Genomic DNA, 19,534 nt, shown 5'->3' on the forward strand with positions numbered 1-19,534 from the left:
CAGATCCGGGCCTTTCGAGTTCGATACAGCGGCGACGAGTTCGTCTCGCCGCAGGAGGATCAGACCGCGGCGAAACCCACGCGGCCGCTGGTGGAGGTGCCGATTTCGACGTAGGCCACCTTCGATGCCTGGATCAGGTACTTGCGCCCCTTCTCGTCCTCGAGGGTCAGCACACCACCCGAACCGCTCAGCGCGCCGGATACCAGCGCCTCGACCTCCTCGGGGGTCTGCGAGCTGGCGATCACCAGTTCCCGCGGGCTATCCGAAATGCCGATCTTGACCTCCACGGCCAACCTCCTAGAGTCCAGATGGTGTCGCTGCCCAGGCTAGTGCAGCGCGGGGGCCGGCGACGATGCGCCCGCCTGTGCTGTCAGCGAACAGCCGCCGGTCCCGGCGGCCGTCGCGGGCGGCTCATCCCAGGCTCAGTACCCGCATCCGCTCGGCATGCGAGTTCTGCATCCGTTCGAACAGCGCCGCCACCCCGTTGAGGTCGCCGGTCGCGGTGAGGACCAGTTCGGTCAGCTCGTCGCGCTGGGCCATGACGTACTGCGCCTGGGTGATGGCCTCACCGAGCAGGCGGCGGCCCCACAGCGTGAGCCGGTCGCGCTCGGAGCGGCTGACGGTGACCGCCCGGCGCACCTCCTCGATGACGAATTCCGAGTGGTGGGTTTCGGCCAGCACATCGCGCACGACCGCGGCCACTTCCGGCGCGAGCGCATCGGCGAGCACCGCGTAGAAGTCGGCGGCGATACCGTCACCGACGTAGAACTTCACCATCGACTCGAGCCAGTTCGAGGGATCGGTCGACGCGTGGTAGTCGTCGAGGGCCCGCACGAACGGCGCCATCGCGTCGAAGACGTCGACACCGCGGCCCTGCAGCGCGCGCTCGAGCGTGGCGAAATGCTCCATCTCGGCGGCGGCCATCTTCGCCACCGCGACCTTGCCCCGCAGCGTGGGCGATAATTTCGCCTCTTCCGCCAAGCGGTAGAACGCGGAGATCTCACCGTAGGCGAGCACCGCGAACAAGTCGGTGACACCGAGATGGTCGGCGGGGATTCGATGATCGGATTCGGTCGAAACACCCAGCGCGCCAGATGTGTTTGCACCCATGGCCACCACCCTAATAGGTCGGCGCCCGGAGGGGGCGGTGGCGCGGCGCCGAAAAGAGTTCCCCTGCGAGCCGCGCTTCACACCGCCCTGTCCGAGCCGACGGGTAACTGCTTCGCCGCCACCGCCGGCTCATGCCTGGTCGCCCAGGAATTTCTCCAGGTAGCTCCAGGTGGTGTCGCGGGCGATCAGGATGCCCAGATGGCTGCCGGGCGAGGTTTCGTAGCGCACCTCGCGGGCGCCGGTCAGCGTCCGCTGCCCGTGCGCCACCGCCGCCGCGGGGGTGATGACGTCGTCGGTCCCGCCCACGAGCAGTACCGGCGCGGCGATCTCCGCCAGCGCGATCGGCCGCTCGCCGACGTGCACCACGCCCTTGCCGATGTCGTTGGCCAGCATGAATCGACTCCACAGCTGGTTGTAGAAGCGGCCGGGGTAGCCGGGCAGCTGCGACTGGAACCGGTCGATGGTCTCCATCCGGGCCAGCGTCGCCGCATCGGTCAGATTGCTCGCCAGGAACATCGGCCGGCGCAGTTCCCGATCCCAGGCCGCGGCCCGGTAGGCGATGCGGGTCAGCGGCGCCGGCACACCGCCGGTCGCCCGGATCAGGTTCGACACGATCCGCCCGCCGTCGATGCGCGCCAGCGCGCGGACCTGCGGAACACCGTTGACGCGGTTGTAGTCCAGCGGTGCGCCGACCGCGGTGACCGAGCGGATCGGCAGGGTCGCGTCGGCCGCGGCGGTGAGCAGCGACAGCACGCCGCCGAGCGACCAGCCGACCAGATCGACCGGAGCGCCGTCACGATCGGCCGACACGCGCCGCACCGCCTCGGGCAGGATGTCGTCGACCCAGTCCTCGAATCCCATGCGCCGGTCGGCGAAGCCGATCTCGCCGTAGTCGACGAGGTAGGGGCGCCGGCCGATCTCCAGCAGAAAGCGGGCCATACTCTGGTCCGGACGCAGATCGAAGCACACCGCCGGGGCCGCCAGCGGCGGAACCATCAGCACTGCCGTGTCGTCGGCGGGCGGCGGTCCGGCGGGATCGACGTCGAAGCGGCGCAGCAGCCGATGCGGTTCGTCCCAGAGCACCGTCGAGGGGGTGGGGACGGGGGCTTCGATGCCGTCGCCGAAGGTCAGCGCCCATGCGTTGCGGGCCGCGACGCCCACGGTCTCTGCCAAGCTCACAGCGACCAATTTATCGTGTGACACACCGTCTCACATATGTGGGCTGGGCCACGCCGCACCGGACCGCTCGCGGACCCGGCGGGCGAAAGCAGACATATCGGCCGAGCGCGACCCGTCCGCGCACTTCCGTGAAATCACCGTTCCGGTCGACCGCGCAATTTCGCGGATCATGATGAATTGCCGTGTGCCGCATACGGACCGGACACCGAGCGACGGACGGGCGAGAGCGGGAGCGAGGCGAAGAAAGCTATCACGCTACAATCTCTATGGGCAACGGAAATTTTCGCTCGCACCGTCATATCCCGGCCGGTTGATCGGGACCGGTGGTCGAGGCAGTGCGACAAGGGGTAACCGGGGCCCACCGAAAATGTGCGCGCACCAGATCCGCGACCCCTTTGCGCCGCGCTCGGACAGCGATCCGGGTGGCGAGAGTGCAGGTGGAACCCGCCGGAAATGTGGTGGCCCGGAAATCCGGTCCCAATCCACCCTCGTGCGCGCTGGATGCGACAAACACGAGGAAGGCACGAATCCTGAGCAAGATCACCGTCGAACAAGAACCCGGGTTGGCGGACACGCTGCTGACAGCGGAACTCGACTCCACCCACACCACTCCGACATTCGCCGAATTGGGCGTTCGCCCCGAAATCGTGCGCGCTCTCGGCGAGATCGGAATCGAACACACTTTCGCCATCCAGGAGCTGACCCTCCCGCTCGCGCTGGCCGGCGACGATCTGATCGGCCAGGCCCGCACCGGTATGGGCAAGACCTTCGGATTCGGCGTACCGCTGCTGCACCGAATTTCCACCGCCGATTCCGGCACCACGGCATTGGACGGCACTCCCCGCGCCTTGGTCATCGTGCCGACGCGGGAACTGTGCGTCCAGGTCACCCAGGATCTGGAGAATGCCGGTAAATATCTGAGCAATCAGAAGGGACGTCTGCGCGTCACCTCGATTTACGGCGGCCGCCCCTACGACGCGCAGATCGCCGCGCTGCGCGAGGGCGTCGACGTGGTCGTCGGCACCCCCGGCCGCCTGCTGGATCTGGCCGAACAGCAGCATCTGATTCTCGGCAAGGTCGGCGTCCTCGTGCTCGACGAGGCGGACGAAATGCTCGACCTCGGCTTCCTGCCCGATATCGAGCGCATTCTGTCGATGGTTCCCGAACAGCGTCAGACCATGCTGTTCTCGGCGACCATGCCGGGCCCGATCATCACCCTGGCCCGCACATTCCTGCACAAGCCCACCCATATCCGGGCCGAGGAACCCTCCGATTCCGCGGTGCACGATCGCACCGCGCAATTCGTCTACCGCGCGCACGCGCTGGACAAGAGCGAATTGATCGCGCGGATCCTGCAGGCCGAGAGCCGCGGCGCGACCATGATCTTCACCCGCACCAAGCGCACCGCGCAGAAGGTCGCCGACGATCTGGCCGACCGCGGTTTCGCCGTCGGTGCGGTCCACGGCGATCTCGGTCAGATCGCGCGGGAGAAGGCGCTGGAGAAGTTCCGCAAGGGCAAGATCGACGTGCTGGTCGCGACCGATGTCGCCGCCCGCGGTATCGATATCGACGACGTCACCCACGTCGTGAACTATCAGTGCCCCGAGGACGAGAAGACCTACGTGCACCGCATCGGCCGCACCGGCCGGGCCGGGCGTACGGGTGTCGCGGTCACGCTGGTCGACTGGGACGAGCTGCATCGCTGGGAGAGCATCAATTCCGCACTGGGCCTGGGCATTCCCGAGCCGGTGGAGACCTACTCGCGCTCCGAGCACCTGCGCAGCGATCTCGGTATTCCGGAGAACGCGACCGGCACCGTGCGGCGCGCCCCCGCCCGCGAACCGGATGCGGTCGTGGAAGAGCGGGAGGCACGCCAGCCGCGCAAGCGCAATCGCCGCCGCACCCGTGGCGGCAAGGCGGTCGACGCGGCCGAGGGCACCACCGCCGAGTCGGTCGATTCAGCGACCGACACCACGGAAAGCGCTGCGGCGCAATCGGTTTCGGACGATCAGTCCGCGAGCGACGCGGCCGAGGGCGACAAGCCGGCCCGGCGTCGCCGCCGTCGGCGTCGTAAGCCCGCCGCGGAGGCCGGCGACACCACCGGCGGTGACGACTCGGCAGCCGAGTCCGGTAGCGCGGCAACGGGTGGCGATCACACTGCCGCATCGGCCTAGTCGCCGGATCGGTTAGTCTCGCTGACGTGCTCGCACCCGAGCGGCGGACGCGCGCCGACCTCTATGCCGCAGTCGCGATCGCCGTTGTCGTGGCGATCGCGGCGGTTGTCGTGTGGTCGACGAGCGACGCCCGCGGCACCGAATCCGATCCCGCGGCACATCCGGCCTCGGTGGCGCCGTCGGCCGATCGGCTGCCGGATGCCCTCACCGAACGATGGCACGCCCCCGACGACGTCGCCGCGCGGGCACTGACCTCGAGCGGCGTCGCCATCACCGGGGACGGCGGCACCGTCCGCGGCCTCGACGCCGCCACCGGGCGTGAGCTCTGGAAGTATCAGCGCGATCTGCCGCTGTGCGGGCTGGAGAGCCAATTCGCCACGGTGATCGCCACCTATCGCGATCCGCGCGGTTGCAGCCAGACCACCATGCTCGGTGCCGAGGACGGGCGCCGGCGCACCGCGCGCAGCAGCTATATGGACTCGCAGGTCCGGCTGTCCACCGACGGCACCTACGTGCTGGCCCAGGGCCCGCGCCGGCTGGAGGTGTGGCGGTCGGATCTGGTCCGCACGCTCGAATACGGCTACGTCGACGCGCAGGTGAACCCGCACACCCAGCCCCGGCACGGCTGCACGCTGCTGTCGGCGGCCTCGGGCGGCAGCCGCCTGGCCGTGCTCGAACGCTGCCCCGACGATGCCGCGGACCGGCTGACGGTGCTGAATCCTGCGCCGAAGGACGCCTCCGCTCCGGAGGAGTACGGCTCGCACGTCGTGACCGAACCCGGCGCGGCGGCCGCCAACGCCCGCGTCGTGGCGGTCACGGACAACCGGATCGCGCTGTATCTTCCCGGAACCGACGCCGCCCCACCGGAATTCGCGATCTACGACACCAACGCGAATTCGCTTGCGGTGCACCGTCTCACCGCGCCGATCGCAGACAACAGCACGGTCACCCGGCTCGGCTCGGCGTATTTCGTGTTCACCGGCAACAGCGTGATCGCCTTGAGCGCGAGCACCTTCGAGCCGCTGTGGACCGCACCGGACGCCCTGGGCGCACCGGCGATGATGGCGGGCAACGTCCTGGTTCCGGTCGCCGACGGTATCGCCGCGCTCGATCCGGGCAGCGGCGCCCAGCAGAAGCGGATCCCGTTGCGGCGCAGCGACTATCACGGGGAGCCGATTTCGCTGGCCGTGAGCGGTCCGGTGGTGCTGGAGTTGCGGGGCGGCCGGCTCTACGGAACCAGCTGAGCCCACGCCCCGATCCGTCCGCCCGCCCGGTCGCTCGGTGCGGCATGATCGAAATCATGAGTGCATCGGACAGGGACTATCGGCTGGTGCTGCTGCGGCACGGTGAGACGGCGTGGTCGGCGGCGCGCAAACACACCGGGCGCACCGATATCGCGCTCACCGAACGCGGCGAAGCGCAGGCCCGGGCCGCCGGGAAGGTCGTGGCGGGACTCGGCCTGAGCGATCCGCTGGTCCTGACCAGCCCGAAGCAGCGGGCCGTGCACAGCGCCGAACTGGCCGGGCTGCCCGATCCGCGGATCGACGACGACCTGGTCGAATGGGATTACGGCGACTACGAGGGCCTGACCACCCCGCAGATCCGCGAAACGGCGCCCGGCTGGACGGTCTTCACCGGCGACGTCCCGGGCGGTGAATCCGCCGATGCGGTCGGCGCGCGGGCCGACCGGGTGCTGGAGTCGGTGGCGCCGGCGCTGCGTACACGCGATGTGGTGCTGGTCGGGCACGGACATTTCTCCCGGGTGCTGATCGCGCGCTGGGCCGGTTTCCCGGCCCGGGAGGGACGGCGATTCTTCCTGTCCACCGCCGCGATCAGCGTACTGGGCCACGATCACCAGGCCGCGACGATTCTGGCGCACAACATCGTGCCGCCGCCCGAGGCGAGTCGAGCATCCGATACGGAGGCGGGCCGATGATTCGCCGCGCCACACCCGAGGATGTGCCCGCCCTCGTCGAACTCGTCTACGACCTCGCCGAGTACGAGAAGGCGCGCGAACAGTGCGCCTTGACGGCCGCCGACCTGCACTCCGCCCTGTTCGGTCCGGCGCCGGCGCTGTTCGCCCACGTCGCGACCGTCGACGGGCGGGTCGCCGGATGCGCGGTCTGGTTTCTGAACTATTCGACCTGGACCGGTAAGCACGGCATCTACCTGGAAGATCTGTACGTCCGGCCGGAGGCGCGCGGTCGCGGCCTGGGCAGGGCGCTGCTCGCCGAGCTGGCCCGCGAGGCCGTGGCCAACGGGTACACCCGGGTGGATTGGTCGGTGCTGGACTGGAATACGCCCTCGATCGAGTTCTATCGCGGGCTGGGCGCGGTGGCCCAGGACGAGTGGACCGGGTTCCGGCTCGCGGGTGACGCGCTGGCACGGCTCGCGGATTCCGGAAATTCCTGAGAATTCTGCGCGCCGGTGTCGATTCCGCGGCGGGATGCGCGTCGAAGAGTTGAATGGCTCGAAAGGCGGGCCACCCACTCGGAGGACGAAACCATGTCGCAATATCTGATCCTCATCTACCAGGACGAGCGTGCCGTGGCCGAACCGGAGTCCGGCAGCGCGATGTTCGACAGTCATCGGCAGTTCGGTGAGGCCCACGCGGCGGCGCTGCGCGGCGGAAACGCCTTGCACCACAGTCACACCGCCACCAGTATGCGACCGGACGGCGCCGGTGACTTCGTGATCACCGACGGCCCGTTCGCCGAGACCAAGGAGCAGCTGGGCGGCTACTACCTGATCGAGGCCGAGGACCTCGACGCCGCGATCGCCATCGCCCGCCGCGTGCCGATGAGCTCCGGGGGCGTGGAAGTGCGCCCGGTCCTCGAATTGAGCTGAGCCGCACCGTGCTCGACGACCACTCCCCCGGCCCCGCCCGCCTCGACCGCTCCACCGACCGGGTCGCCGCGGCGGTGGCCGACGCGCATCGCCGGGAGTGGGCGTTCGTACTGGCGGCGACCGTGCGGGTGACCCACGACCTCGAGCTCGCCGAGGAATGCGTCCAGGACGCGTACGCGCAGGCGCTGGTGCGATGGGCCGCGGACGGAATTCCGTCCCGGCCCGCGGCCTGGCTGACCACGGTGGCGCGCAACCGCGCACTGGATCTGCTGCGCCGGCAGTCCACCGCGCGCCGCGCGTTGCCGTTGCTGATCGCGGACGAAACAACCGCCGGGACAACCGATTTCGATGCCATCGATCCGTACGATCCGCAGTTCCCGGACGACCGCTTGCGACTGATCTGCACCTGTTGCCATCCGGCACTGGCCCCGCAGACCCAGGTCGCGCTCACTCTGCGTCTGGTCTGCGGGCTCACCACGGCCGAGGTGGCGCGCGCCTTCCTGGTGGCCGAGCCGACGATGGCCGCGCGGATCACCCGCGCCAAGAAGAAGATCGCCGCGGCCCGGATTCCCTACCGGGTGCCGGGACCGGCCGAACTGCCCGAGCGCGTCGAGGCCGTGCTGGCGGTGGTGCATCTGCTGTTCACCACCGGGCACACCGCACCGTCGGGCGACGACCTCATCCGCCGCGATCTGACCGAACGCGCCCTCGATCTGGCGCGAATGCTGCACGGTCTGCTGCCGGAGGATCCGGAGATCGCGGGCCTGCTCGCGCTGCTGCTGCTCACCGACGCCCGCCGCGCGGCGCGGGTGACGGCCGGCGGCGCCATGGTCGCGCTGGCCGATCAGGACCGCGCGCGCTGGGATCGGGAGGAGATCACCCAGGGCATCGCGCTGGTGCGCTTCGCGCTGGAACGGCGGCCGGGCCGCTACGCGTTGCAGGCCGCGATCGCCGCCGTGCACGCCGAGGCGCCCAGCTACGCCGCCACCGACTGGCAGGAGATCCGCGGGCTCTACGACGTGCTGATCCGGATCTGGCCGTCGCCGGTGGTGGCGCTCAATCGCGCCGTCGCGATCGGGATGGCGGGTGATCCGGCCGCCGGGTACGCCGCGCTCGACACCCTGGCCGCCGAACCGCAGCTGGCCGGGTACAGCTACCTGCCCGCCGCGCGCGCCCACTTCCTCACCGAACTCGGGCGGTTCGACGAGGCCCGGCTCGCCTACTCCGAGGCCCTGCTGCTGACCGAGAACGCCGCCGAGCGCGACTTTCTCGACCGCCGCCTGGCCGAGCTCGACCGGCGCGCGTCCGGCCGCCACAACGGCCGCTGAGGCGGCGTTTCGCGCGGTCGCGGGCATAGGGTGGACCGATGGATGTGACCGTTCGTCCCGTGACGGAATCGGAGGTGCCCGAACTGGCCCGCGTGCTGGGTCTGGCGTTCGACGACGATCCGATCGTGCGGTGGTGCATACCGGCCGAACGCACCCGGCCCGCGCGCGCGGCCATCATGTTCGGCGCGCTGATCCGGCATCTGTACCTGCGGCACGGGGCAGTCGACGCGGCCTTCGATCCGTCGGGCCGGATCGTCGGGGGCGCGGTGTGGTCGCCGCCCGGGCAGTGGAATTCCTCGGACGCCGATCAGCTGCGGATGCTGCCCGCGCTGGCGCGTGCGTTCCGGCTGCGGCTGCTCGCCGCCGGGCGCATGTCGGATCGGATGAGCAAGGCGCATCCGCACGAACCGCACTGGTATCTCGCCATCGTCGGCACCGATCCGGCGGTCCGCGGCAAGGGGTACGGGCACGCCCTGCTGGCGCCGCGGCTGGCGCACTGTGACGAAACCGGCGCGCCCGCGTATCTGGAATCCAGCAAATTCGCCAATATCGCCTATTACGAGCGCTACGGGTTCGATCTGCGTAGCGAACTCGACGTCACCGGCGGCGGACCGCTGCTGTGGCCGATGTGGCGTCAGTCCGCGACGTCGTAGGCCTGGGCCATCCAGCGCACCGACGGCGGCGAGAAGATCAGGCCGAGGGTGACCAGAGCGAGCAGCCCGACCGGAATGCCCAATTCGAATCGATGCGAGCTGAGCATGTACCAGGCGGCGGGCAGGAGCAGGACCTGCGCGATCACCACGATGGCCCGGCCCCAGCGCTTTCCGCGCAGCAGGCCGATACCGGCGGCCAGCACCGCGCCGGCCAGGATGACGAACCAGGCGGCGGTACCGTAGGCCGATTTCGCGGAGGTGTCCGAAGACGTGATGCCCTGCACCACGAGCACGATCGCGATGATCACCCCGATCAGGCCCTCGAGCGTGGCCAGCGCGCCGGCGCCGCGCACCGTGCCCGGAGTCGGGTCGGCCGCGCCGCCGGTGGTGCCGCCGGTGCTCTCACTGTCCGCGTTCTGCTTCGCCACCCGCCCAGCGTAGAACCGCGCGAACCGGGCCTCGCACGCATGGTCACCTCCGCGGCGGGATTCGGCGGCGATCGCTCAGTAGGCTGCTCAGGGTGCGGACGCTGTTGATCGTGAATCCGAATGCCACCTCGACCACTCCGGCCACGCGGGATCTGCTCGCACACGCGCTGGAGAGCCGCACCCAGCTCATCGTGGCGCATACCCAGCATCGCGGGCACGCCGCGGAATTGGCGCAGTGGGCGACCGATGCCGAGATGGATCTGATCGTGGTGCACGGCGGCGACGGCACGGTCAACGAGACCGTCAACGGATTCCTCCCGCTGCCGGAACCGGGCACATCGGCCCTGCCGGAACCGGGCACATCGGCGCTGCCGGAACCGGGCACATCCGCGCTGCCGCAACCGGGCGCGTCCGCATCGGATCCCGTCGGCGCCGCGGAATCGGCCGCCGCGCGACGAGCGGGCAGCTGGATCCCGCGGTTGGGCGTCATCCCGGGCGGTTCGGCGAACGTGTTCGCGCGGTCGCTGGGTATCGAAGCGGATCCGGTGGCCGCGACCAATCAGCTCATCGACCTGCTCTCGCTCGACGGCGGCGACGCGCACGCCGGCGATCGCCGGATCGGCCTGATGGTCGCCGACGGCCGCTGGTGCGCGTTCAGCGCGGGCGTCGGGTTGGACGCCGACGTGTGCGAGGCGATCGATCGCAGCCGCGCAGCGGGTCATGCCGCGACGCCGGCCCGGTACCTGCGCACCACGGTCCGGCAGTTCTTCCGCGCCAAGCGGCGCGAGCCCGCGATCACCGTGCGCGTTCCCGGCCACGATCCGGTGCCGGGTGTGCATTACGCCTTCGTGACGAACACCAGTCCATGGACGTATCTGGACAGCACTCCGGTGCGCACCAATCCCGGGACGACGTTCGAACGCGGGCTCGGTGTGTTTGCGATGCGGACGATGGGGGTATTGCCGACACTGTCGGTCGCCAGGCAACTCCTGGCGTCCGACGGAGATCCGAAGGCCCGCAATTTGTTTCGCGTCGACGATGTATCTTCGGTGCGAATCGAGGCCGACGACGAGGTCGGTCTGCAAATCGATGGCGACTTCATCGGCCGGCGCAACGTGGTGGATTTCACCTCGGTGCCGGAAGTGCTCGAAGTGGTCGCTCCCAAGCCGGATTCCGCCCGACACAACTGAGAAACCTCGCAGTTGCGCTGCGGAAACCAGCACAAGCGAGTACAAAGGACTCCGCAGGCCCGGCTTTTCAGGGCTTTAGAGCGTGAGCTTCCCCACGGTGCACCCGAAGGCTATTGACATCTACGGTGTTCGTGAAAGCATTCACAAGCAACCGTGCGGAAACATTCGAGACGCACAAGTGAACGGACCACAAACCAGCGGCGCCTTACGGCGCCCATGCAAAGGAGCAGAGGAATGGACTGGCGCCACAAGGCCATCTGTCGCGACGAGGACCCCGAGCTGTTCTTCCCGGTGGGTAACAGTGGTCCGGCGCTCGCGCAGATTGCCGATGCCAAGCTGGTCTGCGCCCGCTGCCCCGTGACCGCCGACTGCCTGTCCTGGGCCCTGTCCTCCGGACAGGATGCCGGCGTGTGGGGTGGTATGAGCGAAGACGAGCGCCGGGCGCTGAAGCGGCGCAACGCCCGCACCCGCACTCGCAGCGTCGTCTGAGACGCGCGGCGTTACCGGCCTGTAGTAAACCGCACAGCCCCGACCGGTAACGCATTTCGGCCCGGCACCTTAAAGGTGCCGGGCTTCACTGTTTTTGTTGCCGGATTGTTTTCCCGCGCCATTTCACATAACCGTTCGACAGCGATTCGGACTTATCCGATTTCCGCGACTCGCGTGCGCGAGGCGCCGTTTCAGCGCGCGTTGCGGCGACCCAGCGGGACCCGCAGCACGGCGTCGGTGCCGATATCGGCGCCGGGATGCAAACCGATCGAGCCGCCGAGTTCCGCGGTCACCAGAGTGCGCACGATCTGCAATCCCAGCCGATCGGAACCGTCGAGGCTGAATCCCTCCGGCAACCCACGTCCGTCGTCGCTGATGATGACATCGAGCCACCGCGCCGAACGCTCGGAACGTATTGTGACAGTGCCGTTTTCGCCCGCGTCGAAGGCGTGCTCGATGGCATTCTGCACCAATTCGGTCAGCACCATCACCAACGGGGTCGCGCGTTCGGCCGAGAAAACTCCCAGCGAACCGTCGCGGCGGACCTTGATGCGGGCGGTGTGCACGGTCGCCACATCGGCCATGATCGGCAACAGGCGATCGACCACCTCGTCGAGGTCGACCTCCTCGTCCACCGACATCGACAGCATTTCGTGCACGGAGGCGATGGAGGTGACGCGGCGCACCGATTCGGTGAGCGCCACCCGAGCCTCTTCGTTCTCGGTGCGGCGGGCCTGCAGACGCAGCAGCGCGGCGACGGTCTGCAGGTTGTTCTTCACCCGATGATGGATCTCGCGGATGGTGGCGTCCTTGGACAGCAGCGCCCGGTCGCGGCGCTTGACCTCCGTGACGTCGCGGACCAGCACCGCGGCCCCCGCCAGTTCACCGTGCGGACGCAGCACCAGCGTGCGCAGCAGTACCGTCGCGCCGCGTGCCTCGACCTCCATCCGCCGGCCCGATTTGCCGGCCAGCGCGGCCTGGATGTCGCTGACGACCTCCTGCGCGTCGAACGGATCGGTGATCAGCGAGCGGGTCGACTGGGCCAGATCGTGCCCGGCCAGCTCGCTCTGCAGGCCCATGCGGTGGTACGCCGACAGCGCGTTCGGGCTGGCGTAGACGACCAGACCGGCGGTGTCGAGGCGGATGAAGCCGTCCCCGGCGCGCGGGCTGGAATGTGAGCCGGTGCGGTCCTCGAGGGTGGGGAAGGTGCCGTCGGCGATCATCTGACACAGATCGTCGGCGCAGCTCATATAGGCGTGCTCGAGGCTGCCGCGGACCTTCGAGCGCTGCATATCGGTGTCGCGGCCGAGTACGGCGATGACGTCGGTCCCGCAGCGCACCGGAATCCCCTCGCGGATGACCCGCGCCGGGGTGGGGTGGTAGACGCCGGTCGATTCGCCGTCGCCCTCGACCCGCACGATCTCCCCCGAGCTCAGGGCCTGGAAGATCTGCGGATGTTCCTGGCGCGATGCCAGCGATCCGACCAGATCGTCGGGCTGGACCGTCGGGGCGGTCGTCGGCCGGCATTGGGCGACGCAGACCACGTCGGCCCCGTCGGTCACCGGGCCGATCCCGACCCACAGTTGCAGATCGGCGAACGACAGGTCGGCCAGCAGCTGCCAATCCCCCACCACGCGCTGCAGATGATCCACCGCCGCACCGGGGAGATCGGTGTGTTCGGCGAGCAGATCACTAAGAGTGGACACGGGAACAAAGGCTACGGCACCCGCCCGTGAGCCGACGTGGTGTCGCGGCGGAAGCTAGGAGATGACGGCGATCAGATCGCCCTTCTGCAGGACGTCGCCCGGTTTCACATTGATCGAGGCGACGGTGCCGTCCGCCTCGGCCACCACCGGAATCTCCATCTTCATCGATTCCAGCAGCACCAGGGTGTCACCTTCGCGCACGGCCGCGCCCTCGTGCGCGACGATCTGGAAGACGGTGGACACCATCTCCGCGAGCACTTCCTCAGCCATGACACCCTTCCGGTCGATCGGCCCGTATCCGCTGACGGTACAGCCAACCACATCCGTGCCGAGAGCGTTCGATCGCTCGAAAGATACCGAGCCGTAGGCGCTGTCGCGCCGGTTATGCGGTGGTGCTCACCTTGACCCAGGTGTTGTTGACGGCAGCTGTGCCGGACAGCGGGTCGACCAGTGCCGGATCGTGGAGGAGGTTGACGTTGGCGCCCGGGAGGGACGCGGCGACCCGCCAGCCGACGCCGGGTTCGCGGTGACCCCAGCCGTGCGGGATCGCGACCGTGCCGGGGCGGATATCGTCACCGACCTCCAGGGTCACCACGATCGAACCGCTCGACGAGGTGACGGTGACCGGTTCCCCGTCGGCCAGCCCGCGCGCGCCGGCGTCGGCCGGATGCATGAGGACGGTGCAGCGATCGCGGCCCTTCACCATGGCCGGGACGTTGTGCAGCCACGAGTTGTTGCTGCGCAGATGGCGACGGCCGATCAGGCGCAGATCGAATCCGTCGGCTCCGGCGGGCGGAGTCGCCGGCAGGTCGGTGAGCAGCTTCGCCACCTCGGCACGGAAATCCTGCGGCGCCAACCGGACCTTGCGGTCGCGGGTGCCGATCAGCGTGCGCAGGCGCGGGCGCAGCGGCCCGAGATCGATGCCGCCCGCGGACGCGCGCAGCTTGGTGATGGTCAGGCCCGCCCGGCCGCGGCGCAGCACGCCGTACGGACCGGCCGCGATGCCCAGCGCGGCCAGCCGCACCGGCGAGAGGCGTTCGAACATCGCGTTCAGCATCCTGCCGGTGAGGCGTCGCGCCGGCAGCGGCACGACCTCGGTGACCAGCCGCGCCATGATCTCCCAGTCCTCGAGGCCGTCGGCCGGCGGCTCGAACACCCTGGCGTCGTAGCGCAGATTGTTGCGCACGCTGAACACCGGGAACAGCAGGTTGACGTCCTCGCGCTCGAGCTGGGACACCGGCGGCAGGATGATGTCGGCGTGCCGGGTGGTCTCGGTGACGTACATGTCCACGGCCACAAAGAAATCCAGCGATTCCAGCGCCGCGTCCAGGCGTCCGCGCTGCGGCGTCGACAGCACCGGATTGCCGGCGTAGGTGACCATCGCCCGGATCTGCCCGCGGCCCTCGGTGAGAATCTCGTCGGCCAGCGCCGCGACCGGCAGTTCGGACCGGAAGGACTTGTAGCGGCCCGAGCGGTCGGTCCACGCGCCGTGACCCATCGGCAGATATTTGCCGTACCGGGCGGCGTCGACCGGCGCGGTCGCGAACATCTGCCCGCCCGCCCGGTCCAGATTGCCGGTCACCGCGTTGATCGTGTTCACCAGCCAGTGCGTGAGTGTGCCGGTCACCTGCTGGCATACGCCGATCCGCGCGTAGAGCACGGCCGAGCGGGCCGCGGCATGGTCGCGGGCGAAACCGCGGATGGTCTCGGCGTCGACACCGGCATGCGGGGCCGCCACTTCGGGCGTGCACTGTGCGACGGTCTCGCGCAGTTGGTCCCAGCCCGAACAGCGCGCACGCACGGCCCGCTCGTCGCACAGCTTTTCGTCGATCAGCACATTGAGCACGGCCAGCAGCAAATAGACGTCACCACCCGGAACGACCGCGATGTGCTGGTCGGCCAGCCGCGCGGTCTCGGTGCGGCGCGGATCGATCACCACGACCGTGCCGCCGCGCTCACGCACCCGCTTGATGCGCTGCTTGGCATTCGGCATGGTCGTCACCGACCCGTTCGACACCGCCGGATTCGCGCCCAGGATCACCAGCCGGTCGGTGCGATCGATATCGGCGACCGGCATCAGGACATTGGATCCGAACATCCGCCAGGCCGCGAACTCCTGCGGGAATTGATCGATCGAGGAAGCGGAGAAGAAGTTGCGGGTCGCCAGCGCGACCCGCAACAGCACGCCGTACAACACCGAAGAACTATGTGCCGCAGGGTTTCCCAGATACATGCCGATCGCGCTCGGACCGTGCTCCGCGCGGATTCGGCGCAGCCGCTGCCCGATCTCGCGGAAGGCTTCGTCCCAGCCGATCGGCTCGAACCGGTCGCCGACGCGGCGTACCGGTGTGCGGAGCCGATCCGGGTCGTGGTGCAGCGCTCCCATCGCCGTGGCCTTGGGACAGATATATCCCTCGGACAGCACATCGTCGGGATTTCCCTCGATCCGGACGACGCGGTCGCCTTCGACGGTGACCCGGATTCCGCAGTGCGCCTCACACAGGGTGCACTGTCGAGAAACAATGCGAGTATCCATGGCACATCCTCTCACGCGCGGGGCATCTCGCAGCGTACCGGCGCCCGCGGCCTCGGTACAGCCCCCGCCGGATCGGCCGTTACCGCCCGCGGATCTCGTAGAGCAGGGTGCGGCCGTCACGGACGACCGTACGCACGGACTGCAGGTAGGTCGTGTGACCGCCGTCGGGCCGGTGCTCCTCGATATCCACATCGAACAGATCCGGCTCGCGCGTGGTGATGTGAACGCAGTAGGTGGTCCCGGGCGGGATCACCGTGTCGATCGCCTGTTGCAGACCGGCCGCGGCGGCGACGTTGACGGTGTCCGGGGCGACGAACGCCTGGGCCCGCTCACCGCTGCGCTCGGTGTAATACGAATACTCGAATCCCAGAATGGAATTCGGCCCGTCGGTGACGCCGCCGGCACCGTTGCCCACGACGATCCCGTCGTGCGACTCGGCCGGGCACGCCGGAGTCGGCGGCGCGGGGGCCGGGGCGGATGTTTCGGCGGACCCGGCCGGGGCCGGGGTCGTTGCGGTCGCCACGGCGGCGGCGGTACCCGGTTCCTTGCGCGCGACCGTCACCGCCAGGGCGATTCCGCCGCCGGCCAGCGCGAGCACGACGACGGCGGCCGCGGCGGCGATCCACCACTTGCGCCGACGAGGCCGGCGCGGCGGCCGGGTGGTCGGACCCAGTGCGAGCTGAATGGCATCGGGATCGATCGCCCATTCCGGCGACTCCGGCGCCCGCCGGACTATTCGCGGTGGCGATGCCGCGGGACGCGAATCGCGCAGCGGGGGCGGCTGCGGCGGTCGGGGCGGCGTGAACCAATCGGCCGAGCCGACCGGCGGGCCGAACGGTTGCGGCACGGGTCCGGGCGGCCGGTTGGAGTCAGAACTCATCACATCCCTCACGCCCGCTGCTGTCCCGCGGGGAAGACGATGCCAGTACTTGTCCGGCCGCACAACCGGAAGCCGCTCCCAGCACTGGGAGGTACTCCTTGCCATTCACGCGCAGCCTTGGCTACAGGCAGCCATCGGAGGCGCTCGCGGCAATCATGCGGAGAACGTATCAGCCAGAAGCAAAGTGATGCATAACAGCTATTACTATCTGGAATCGATGCTTCGCTGTCGCCGGGCCGCGTAACCACTGAGAACCGCCCCCGCCCGCTCGCTCGGGAATTTCTTACATTCATGGCGGCAGATTTCTGCGTTTTTCGACGGTCGCCCATTTCCGCACCAGATCGGTCTACCGCCATGGCCGCATCGGTCACCGCGACTGTAGACTGCGCCGCAGAAAGAATTGTGCGGACATATCATCTCCCGCTCGCACAATGTCCGGTCAGGAGTAATCATGACGACGACAACGGTCCGCGATGCGAGCAGCGTTCTCCACCTCACTGCCGAACAGCTGACGCCGCGCGATGCGGTATTCGTCTACGACGAGTTCGAGCGGCATCCGTCGAATATCGTCGCCGCCTATGTCTTCGCCGGTGCGGCGGAACCGGAAGGCCGATCGGTGAGCCGGGCACAGGTGCGGGCCTGGATGCGGGAGCGGCTCGGTTACGCATCGCTGTTCCACCGCCGCTTGGAACGGGTACCGGGCGATGTCGACCTGCCGTACTGGGTTCCCGATCCCGGCTTCGACATCGATCATCACGTGACGATCGAGGAACGCGCGTCGTGGTCCTGGAACGAGGTACGCGGCCGCCTGGCCGAGATCGCCGCGGCCCGGATGGATCTCACCCGGCCGCCGTGGGAACTGCACCTCTTCGACGGTGTGCGTGGATTTCCCGGCACCGCCGATCCGGTGACGATCGTGGTGCTGAAGTTCCATCACAGCGTCGGCGACGGTGTGGCCACCCGCGAACTCGAGCGAAAACTGTTCGGCACCGCGGCTTCTCATCCACCGCTTCCCACGACCGATCGCCGCTGGTCGCAGCCGGGCGCGCTGGTGCGCGCCGCCGCCGTCACACCGTATCGGTTCACACGTTTCGTCTCCGGCGTGGCCCGCACGCGGGCGGCGGCACGCACGGTCGCAGCCAAGGCCGCGGAAAACCTGCTCCGCGAACCGATTCCACTGCGGCCCGCCACCCGCTTCAACCGCCGCATCGGCGCGACACCCGTCTTCGATCTGGTCACCCTGCCGCTCGCACAGGTCAGGGCGGCGAAAGCGGCCTCCGCCGAGCACATCACGGTCAACGACCTGCTGCTGACCGTCGTCTCGGGCGCGCTGTCGGCCTATCTCGCCGAGCAGGACGAAACGCCGTCCGCATCGCTCGGTGCGATGGTGCCGATCTCGATGCGCGGGCTCGCGCAGTGGAATTCGGCGAATCAGCTGTGCCAGATGTCGGTGGACCTGCACACCGATCTCGGCGATCCGCTGGAACGCCTGTACGCCATCCGGAACTCCGCGCGGGAGGAGAAGCAGCGCTGGGCCGACCCGGCGGTCATCGCCCGCGAGAGCCGTATGCAGACCTCACCCGCCTGGCTGTTGCGCCTGGCCGGATGGGCTCGCGCGCAGCGGGTTTTCGACGAGGTCGACGCGGTGCCGCTGTCCAACACCACCGTCAGCAATGTGCCTCCGGTCGCGGACCGTCTGGAATTTCTCGGCGCACCGGTGATCAGCGTCTTCGGTGTGCTCCCGATCATGGACGGCGACGGGCTGCGGCATCTGATCACGTCTCAGGGCGATCAGGTGGTGATCGCGGTCAGCTCCGATGCCGGCATGCTTCCGGACCCGGCGCGGTACGGCGAACTGCTGCTGCGCTCGTTCCGGGAGCTGAGTGAACGGCTCGCCCCACAGAGGTGACGGACCGCGCGGCGGCGGGCGGAGCGGATCAGTTCGCGCCGATCGCCGCCGCCATCATCGGCCAGGATTTGTGCAGGTCGTCCTGCCAATAGCCCCACGAGTGGGTGCCCGCAGGATGGAAGTTGTAGGTGATGTGCGTGCGTCCGAGTTCCCGGGTGCGCTCGGCGAGTTTGGTCGTGCAGTAGTTCGCCGCCGATTCGATACCGCCGCCGAGCAGGACCTGATTGGCCAGCACCTCGGTGTTCGCGCGCACGCTCGGGTCGGCGAGACTGTCGTGCCGGCCGGGGAGTCCGCTCGCGCTGGAGATGTACATCGGAATCCGCGGCAGCCGGTCGGCGTGCAGATACGGGTCGTGCGCCTTCCAGCCCTCACCCCCGACCGGTCCCCACATATTCGTTGCATCACCCTTGCCCAGGCTGATCACCAGGCTGACGAACGACTGGCCGAGCGGATCGCTGGTCATCGCGCAACCGCTGTATGCGGAGACGCTCCGATAGAGCGCCGGGGCCTCGATCGCCAGATCCAGCACCGAGGTACCGGCCATCGAGATGCCGGCCAGCGCGTTGGCGCCCGTGGCACCGAAGGCCGAATCGATCACGGGCGGAAGCTCGTCGGTGAGGAAGGTGGCCCACTTGTTCCGGCCGTTGTTCTTCAGTTTCTTCGCCAGGCCCGGGTCGTCGCGCTCCCAGTCGGTGTAGTAACTGAACGCGCCCTCCATCGGGATCACCACGTTGACGTGCTTGTCGGCGAAGAAGTCCGCGGCATCGGTCTGCGCCAGCCAGGTCGCGGCGTCCTCGCCACCGCCGGCGCCGTTGAGCAGATACAGCGTGGGCGCCGGAGTGCGAGAGTCCCTCGCGGGCAACACGTGCAGGGGGATATCGCGATCCATCGCCGGCGAATGGACACTGATCTCGAGGACACGCCCGGGGCCCGGGGTTTCACCGACGATATGCGCCGCCGGGGCGGCCGAGCCGATCGGCGCGACCGACGTCCACAGCAGGGCGGTCGCACCGAGATATGCCATCAGCCAGGCGATCCCGCGCACCGCGCCGGTCCTCTTACCGCTCGACACCACTACCACCTCTGCACAGCACTGTGGGGGCGC

At 68.9% G+C, this 19,534-nt stretch carries 19 protein-coding genes; 10 read left to right on the forward strand and 9 right to left on the reverse strand.

Annotated elements, in window-relative coordinates; translation table 11 throughout:
• Positions 1–59: 59 nt before the first annotated feature.
• The 3 genes from ON23_RS20930 to ON23_RS20940 all read right to left on the reverse strand — a co-directional run bounded on the left by ON23_RS20930 (position 60) and on the right by ON23_RS20940 (position 2,289).
• The gene (locus ON23_RS20930) at positions 60–287 is read right to left on the reverse strand and encodes a DUF3107 domain-containing protein (RefSeq protein ID WP_036504454.1); all 228 of its coding nucleotides are present in this window, start codon (positions 285–287) and stop codon (positions 60–62) included.
• Between the two features lie 124 nt (positions 288–411).
• Positions 412–1,110 carry a ferritin-like fold-containing protein gene (locus ON23_RS20935; RefSeq protein ID WP_036504456.1) on the reverse strand — a complete coding sequence of 233 codons (699 nt, stop codon included), beginning with the start codon at positions 1,108–1,110 and terminating at the stop codon, positions 412–414.
• Between the two features lie 129 nt (positions 1,111–1,239).
• Positions 1,240–2,289, reverse strand: a complete 1,050-nt coding sequence (locus ON23_RS20940; protein WP_039780268.1) for an alpha/beta fold hydrolase — start codon at positions 2,287–2,289, stop codon at positions 1,240–1,242.
• A gap of 563 nt (positions 2,290–2,852) precedes the next feature.
• On the opposite strand from ON23_RS20940, the gene ON23_RS20945 reads away from it, so the two are divergent.
• From ON23_RS20945 to ON23_RS20975, 7 genes are all read left to right on the forward strand, one after another.
• Positions 2,853–4,463: a DEAD/DEAH box helicase gene (locus ON23_RS20945; protein ID WP_174376505.1), complete on the forward strand. Its 1,611-nt coding sequence runs from the start codon at positions 2,853–2,855 to the stop codon at positions 4,461–4,463.
• Positions 4,464–4,489: 26 nt separating this feature from the next.
• Positions 4,490–5,707: an Rv3212 family protein gene (locus tag ON23_RS20950; RefSeq protein WP_039780218.1), complete on the forward strand. Its 1,218-nt coding sequence runs from the start codon at positions 4,490–4,492 to the stop codon at positions 5,705–5,707.
• A 56-nt stretch (positions 5,708–5,763) separates the two neighbouring features.
• The gene (locus ON23_RS20955; protein ID WP_223273653.1) at positions 5,764–6,399 is read left to right on the forward strand and encodes an acid phosphatase; all 636 of its coding nucleotides are present in this window, start codon (positions 5,764–5,766) and stop codon (positions 6,397–6,399) included.
• Positions 6,396–6,875: a GNAT family N-acetyltransferase gene (locus ON23_RS20960; protein ID WP_039780221.1), complete on the forward strand. Its 480-nt coding sequence runs from the start codon at positions 6,396–6,398 to the stop codon at positions 6,873–6,875. Before ON23_RS20955 ends, ON23_RS20960 begins: the two co-directional genes overlap by 4 nt.
• Positions 6,876–6,968: 93 nt before the next feature.
• Positions 6,969–7,310: a YciI family protein gene (locus tag ON23_RS20965; RefSeq protein ID WP_039780222.1), complete on the forward strand. Its 342-nt coding sequence runs from the start codon at positions 6,969–6,971 to the stop codon at positions 7,308–7,310.
• Between the two features lie 8 nt (positions 7,311–7,318).
• On the forward strand, positions 7,319–8,638 hold the full coding sequence (locus ON23_RS20970) for an RNA polymerase sigma factor (protein WP_051042990.1): 1,320 nt from the start codon (positions 7,319–7,321) through the stop codon (positions 8,636–8,638).
• A 38-nt stretch (positions 8,639–8,676) separates the two neighbouring features.
• A complete protein-coding gene (locus ON23_RS20975) occupies positions 8,677–9,291 on the forward strand; it encodes a GNAT family N-acetyltransferase (RefSeq protein WP_039780224.1) in 615 nt (204 codons plus the stop codon).
• Here the strand turns inward: ON23_RS20975 and ON23_RS20980 are convergent.
• Complete coding sequence (locus ON23_RS20980) at positions 9,273–9,719, reverse strand: hypothetical protein (protein WP_373282212.1); 447 nt, start codon at positions 9,717–9,719, stop codon at positions 9,273–9,275. The two genes, ON23_RS20975 and ON23_RS20980, sit on opposite strands and share 19 nt — an antisense overlap.
• Positions 9,720–9,811: 92 nt before the next feature.
• On the opposite strand from ON23_RS20980, the gene ON23_RS20985 reads away from it, so the two are divergent.
• Together ON23_RS20985 and ON23_RS20990 are read left to right on the forward strand one after the other, a co-directional pair.
• A complete protein-coding gene (locus ON23_RS20985) occupies positions 9,812–10,909 on the forward strand; it encodes a diacylglycerol/lipid kinase family protein (RefSeq protein WP_039780225.1) in 1,098 nt (365 codons plus the stop codon).
• 234 nt (positions 10,910–11,143) lie between these two features.
• Complete coding sequence (locus ON23_RS20990; protein ID WP_030516005.1) at positions 11,144–11,398, forward strand: WhiB family transcriptional regulator; 255 nt, start codon at positions 11,144–11,146, stop codon at positions 11,396–11,398.
• 191 nt (positions 11,399–11,589) lie between these two features.
• On the opposite strand, the gene ON23_RS20995 is transcribed toward ON23_RS20990, so the two are convergent.
• From ON23_RS20995 to ON23_RS36045, 4 genes are all read right to left on the reverse strand, one after another.
• Entirely contained in the window at positions 11,590–13,104 is a 1,515-nt protein-coding gene (locus ON23_RS20995; RefSeq protein WP_039780226.1) for a sensor histidine kinase, read from the reverse strand.
• Positions 13,105–13,158: 54 nt separating this feature from the next.
• Positions 13,159–13,374, reverse strand: coding sequence for a biotin/lipoyl-binding carrier protein (locus tag ON23_RS21000; protein ID WP_036504493.1), 216 nt, complete (start codon positions 13,372–13,374; stop codon positions 13,159–13,161).
• Positions 13,375–13,486: 112 nt separating this feature from the next.
• Complete coding sequence (locus tag ON23_RS21005; protein WP_039780227.1) at positions 13,487–15,640, reverse strand: molybdopterin oxidoreductase family protein; 2,154 nt, start codon at positions 15,638–15,640, stop codon at positions 13,487–13,489.
• 79 nt (positions 15,641–15,719) lie between these two features.
• The gene (locus ON23_RS36045) at positions 15,720–16,520 is read right to left on the reverse strand and encodes a DUF8176 domain-containing protein (RefSeq protein WP_157170256.1); all 801 of its coding nucleotides are present in this window, start codon (positions 16,518–16,520) and stop codon (positions 15,720–15,722) included.
• 451 nt (positions 16,521–16,971) lie between these two features.
• Between ON23_RS36045 and ON23_RS21015 the strand changes: the two genes are divergently transcribed.
• Positions 16,972–18,429, forward strand: coding sequence for a wax ester/triacylglycerol synthase family O-acyltransferase (locus ON23_RS21015; RefSeq protein WP_039780228.1), 1,458 nt, complete (start codon positions 16,972–16,974; stop codon positions 18,427–18,429).
• Positions 18,430–18,457: 28 nt separating this feature from the next.
• Here the strand turns inward: ON23_RS21015 and ON23_RS21020 are convergent, their stop codons facing one another.
• Positions 18,458–19,453 carry an alpha/beta hydrolase gene (locus ON23_RS21020; protein WP_083904130.1) on the reverse strand — a complete coding sequence of 332 codons (996 nt, stop codon included), beginning with the start codon at positions 19,451–19,453 and terminating at the stop codon, positions 18,458–18,460.
• Between the last annotated feature and the right edge of the window lie 81 nt (positions 19,454–19,534).

The sequence above is a fragment of the Nocardia cerradoensis NBRC 101014 genome, from assembly GCF_000308535.1.
GTDB lineage: Bacteria > Actinomycetota > Actinomycetes > Mycobacteriales > Mycobacteriaceae > Nocardia > Nocardia cerradoensis.

What these genes read in the sequence shown, in the direction of transcription:
- ON23_RS21000 (WP_036504493.1), bottom strand. Translation starts at nt 13,374, where the DNA reads ATGGCTGAGGAAGTGCTCGCGGAGATGGTGTCCACCGTCTTCCAGATC.
- ON23_RS20990 (WP_030516005.1), top strand. Translation starts at nt 11,144, where the DNA reads ATGGACTGGCGCCACAAGGCCATCTGTCGCGACGAGGACCCCGAGCTG.
- ON23_RS21020 (WP_083904130.1), bottom strand. Translation starts at nt 19,453, where the DNA reads ATGGCATATCTCGGTGCGACCGCCCTGCTGTGGACGTCGGTCGCGCCG.
- ON23_RS20955 (WP_223273653.1), top strand. Translation starts at nt 5,764, where the DNA reads ATGAGTGCATCGGACAGGGACTATCGGCTGGTGCTGCTGCGGCACGGT.
- ON23_RS36045 (WP_157170256.1), bottom strand. Translation starts at nt 16,520, where the DNA reads ATGAGTTCTGACTCCAACCGGCCGCCCGGACCCGTGCCGCAACCGTTC.
- ON23_RS20960 (WP_039780221.1), top strand. Translation starts at nt 6,396, where the DNA reads ATGATTCGCCGCGCCACACCCGAGGATGTGCCCGCCCTCGTCGAACTC.
- ON23_RS20965 (WP_039780222.1), top strand. Translation starts at nt 6,969, where the DNA reads ATGTCGCAATATCTGATCCTCATCTACCAGGACGAGCGTGCCGTGGCC.
- ON23_RS20975 (WP_039780224.1), top strand. Translation starts at nt 8,677, where the DNA reads ATGGATGTGACCGTTCGTCCCGTGACGGAATCGGAGGTGCCCGAACTG.
- ON23_RS20935 (WP_036504456.1), bottom strand. Translation starts at nt 1,110, where the DNA reads ATGGGTGCAAACACATCTGGCGCGCTGGGTGTTTCGACCGAATCCGAT.
- ON23_RS21005 (WP_039780227.1), bottom strand. Translation starts at nt 15,640, where the DNA reads ATGGATACTCGCATTGTTTCTCGACAGTGCACCCTGTGTGAGGCGCAC.
- ON23_RS21015 (WP_039780228.1), top strand. Translation starts at nt 16,972, where the DNA reads ATGACGACGACAACGGTCCGCGATGCGAGCAGCGTTCTCCACCTCACT.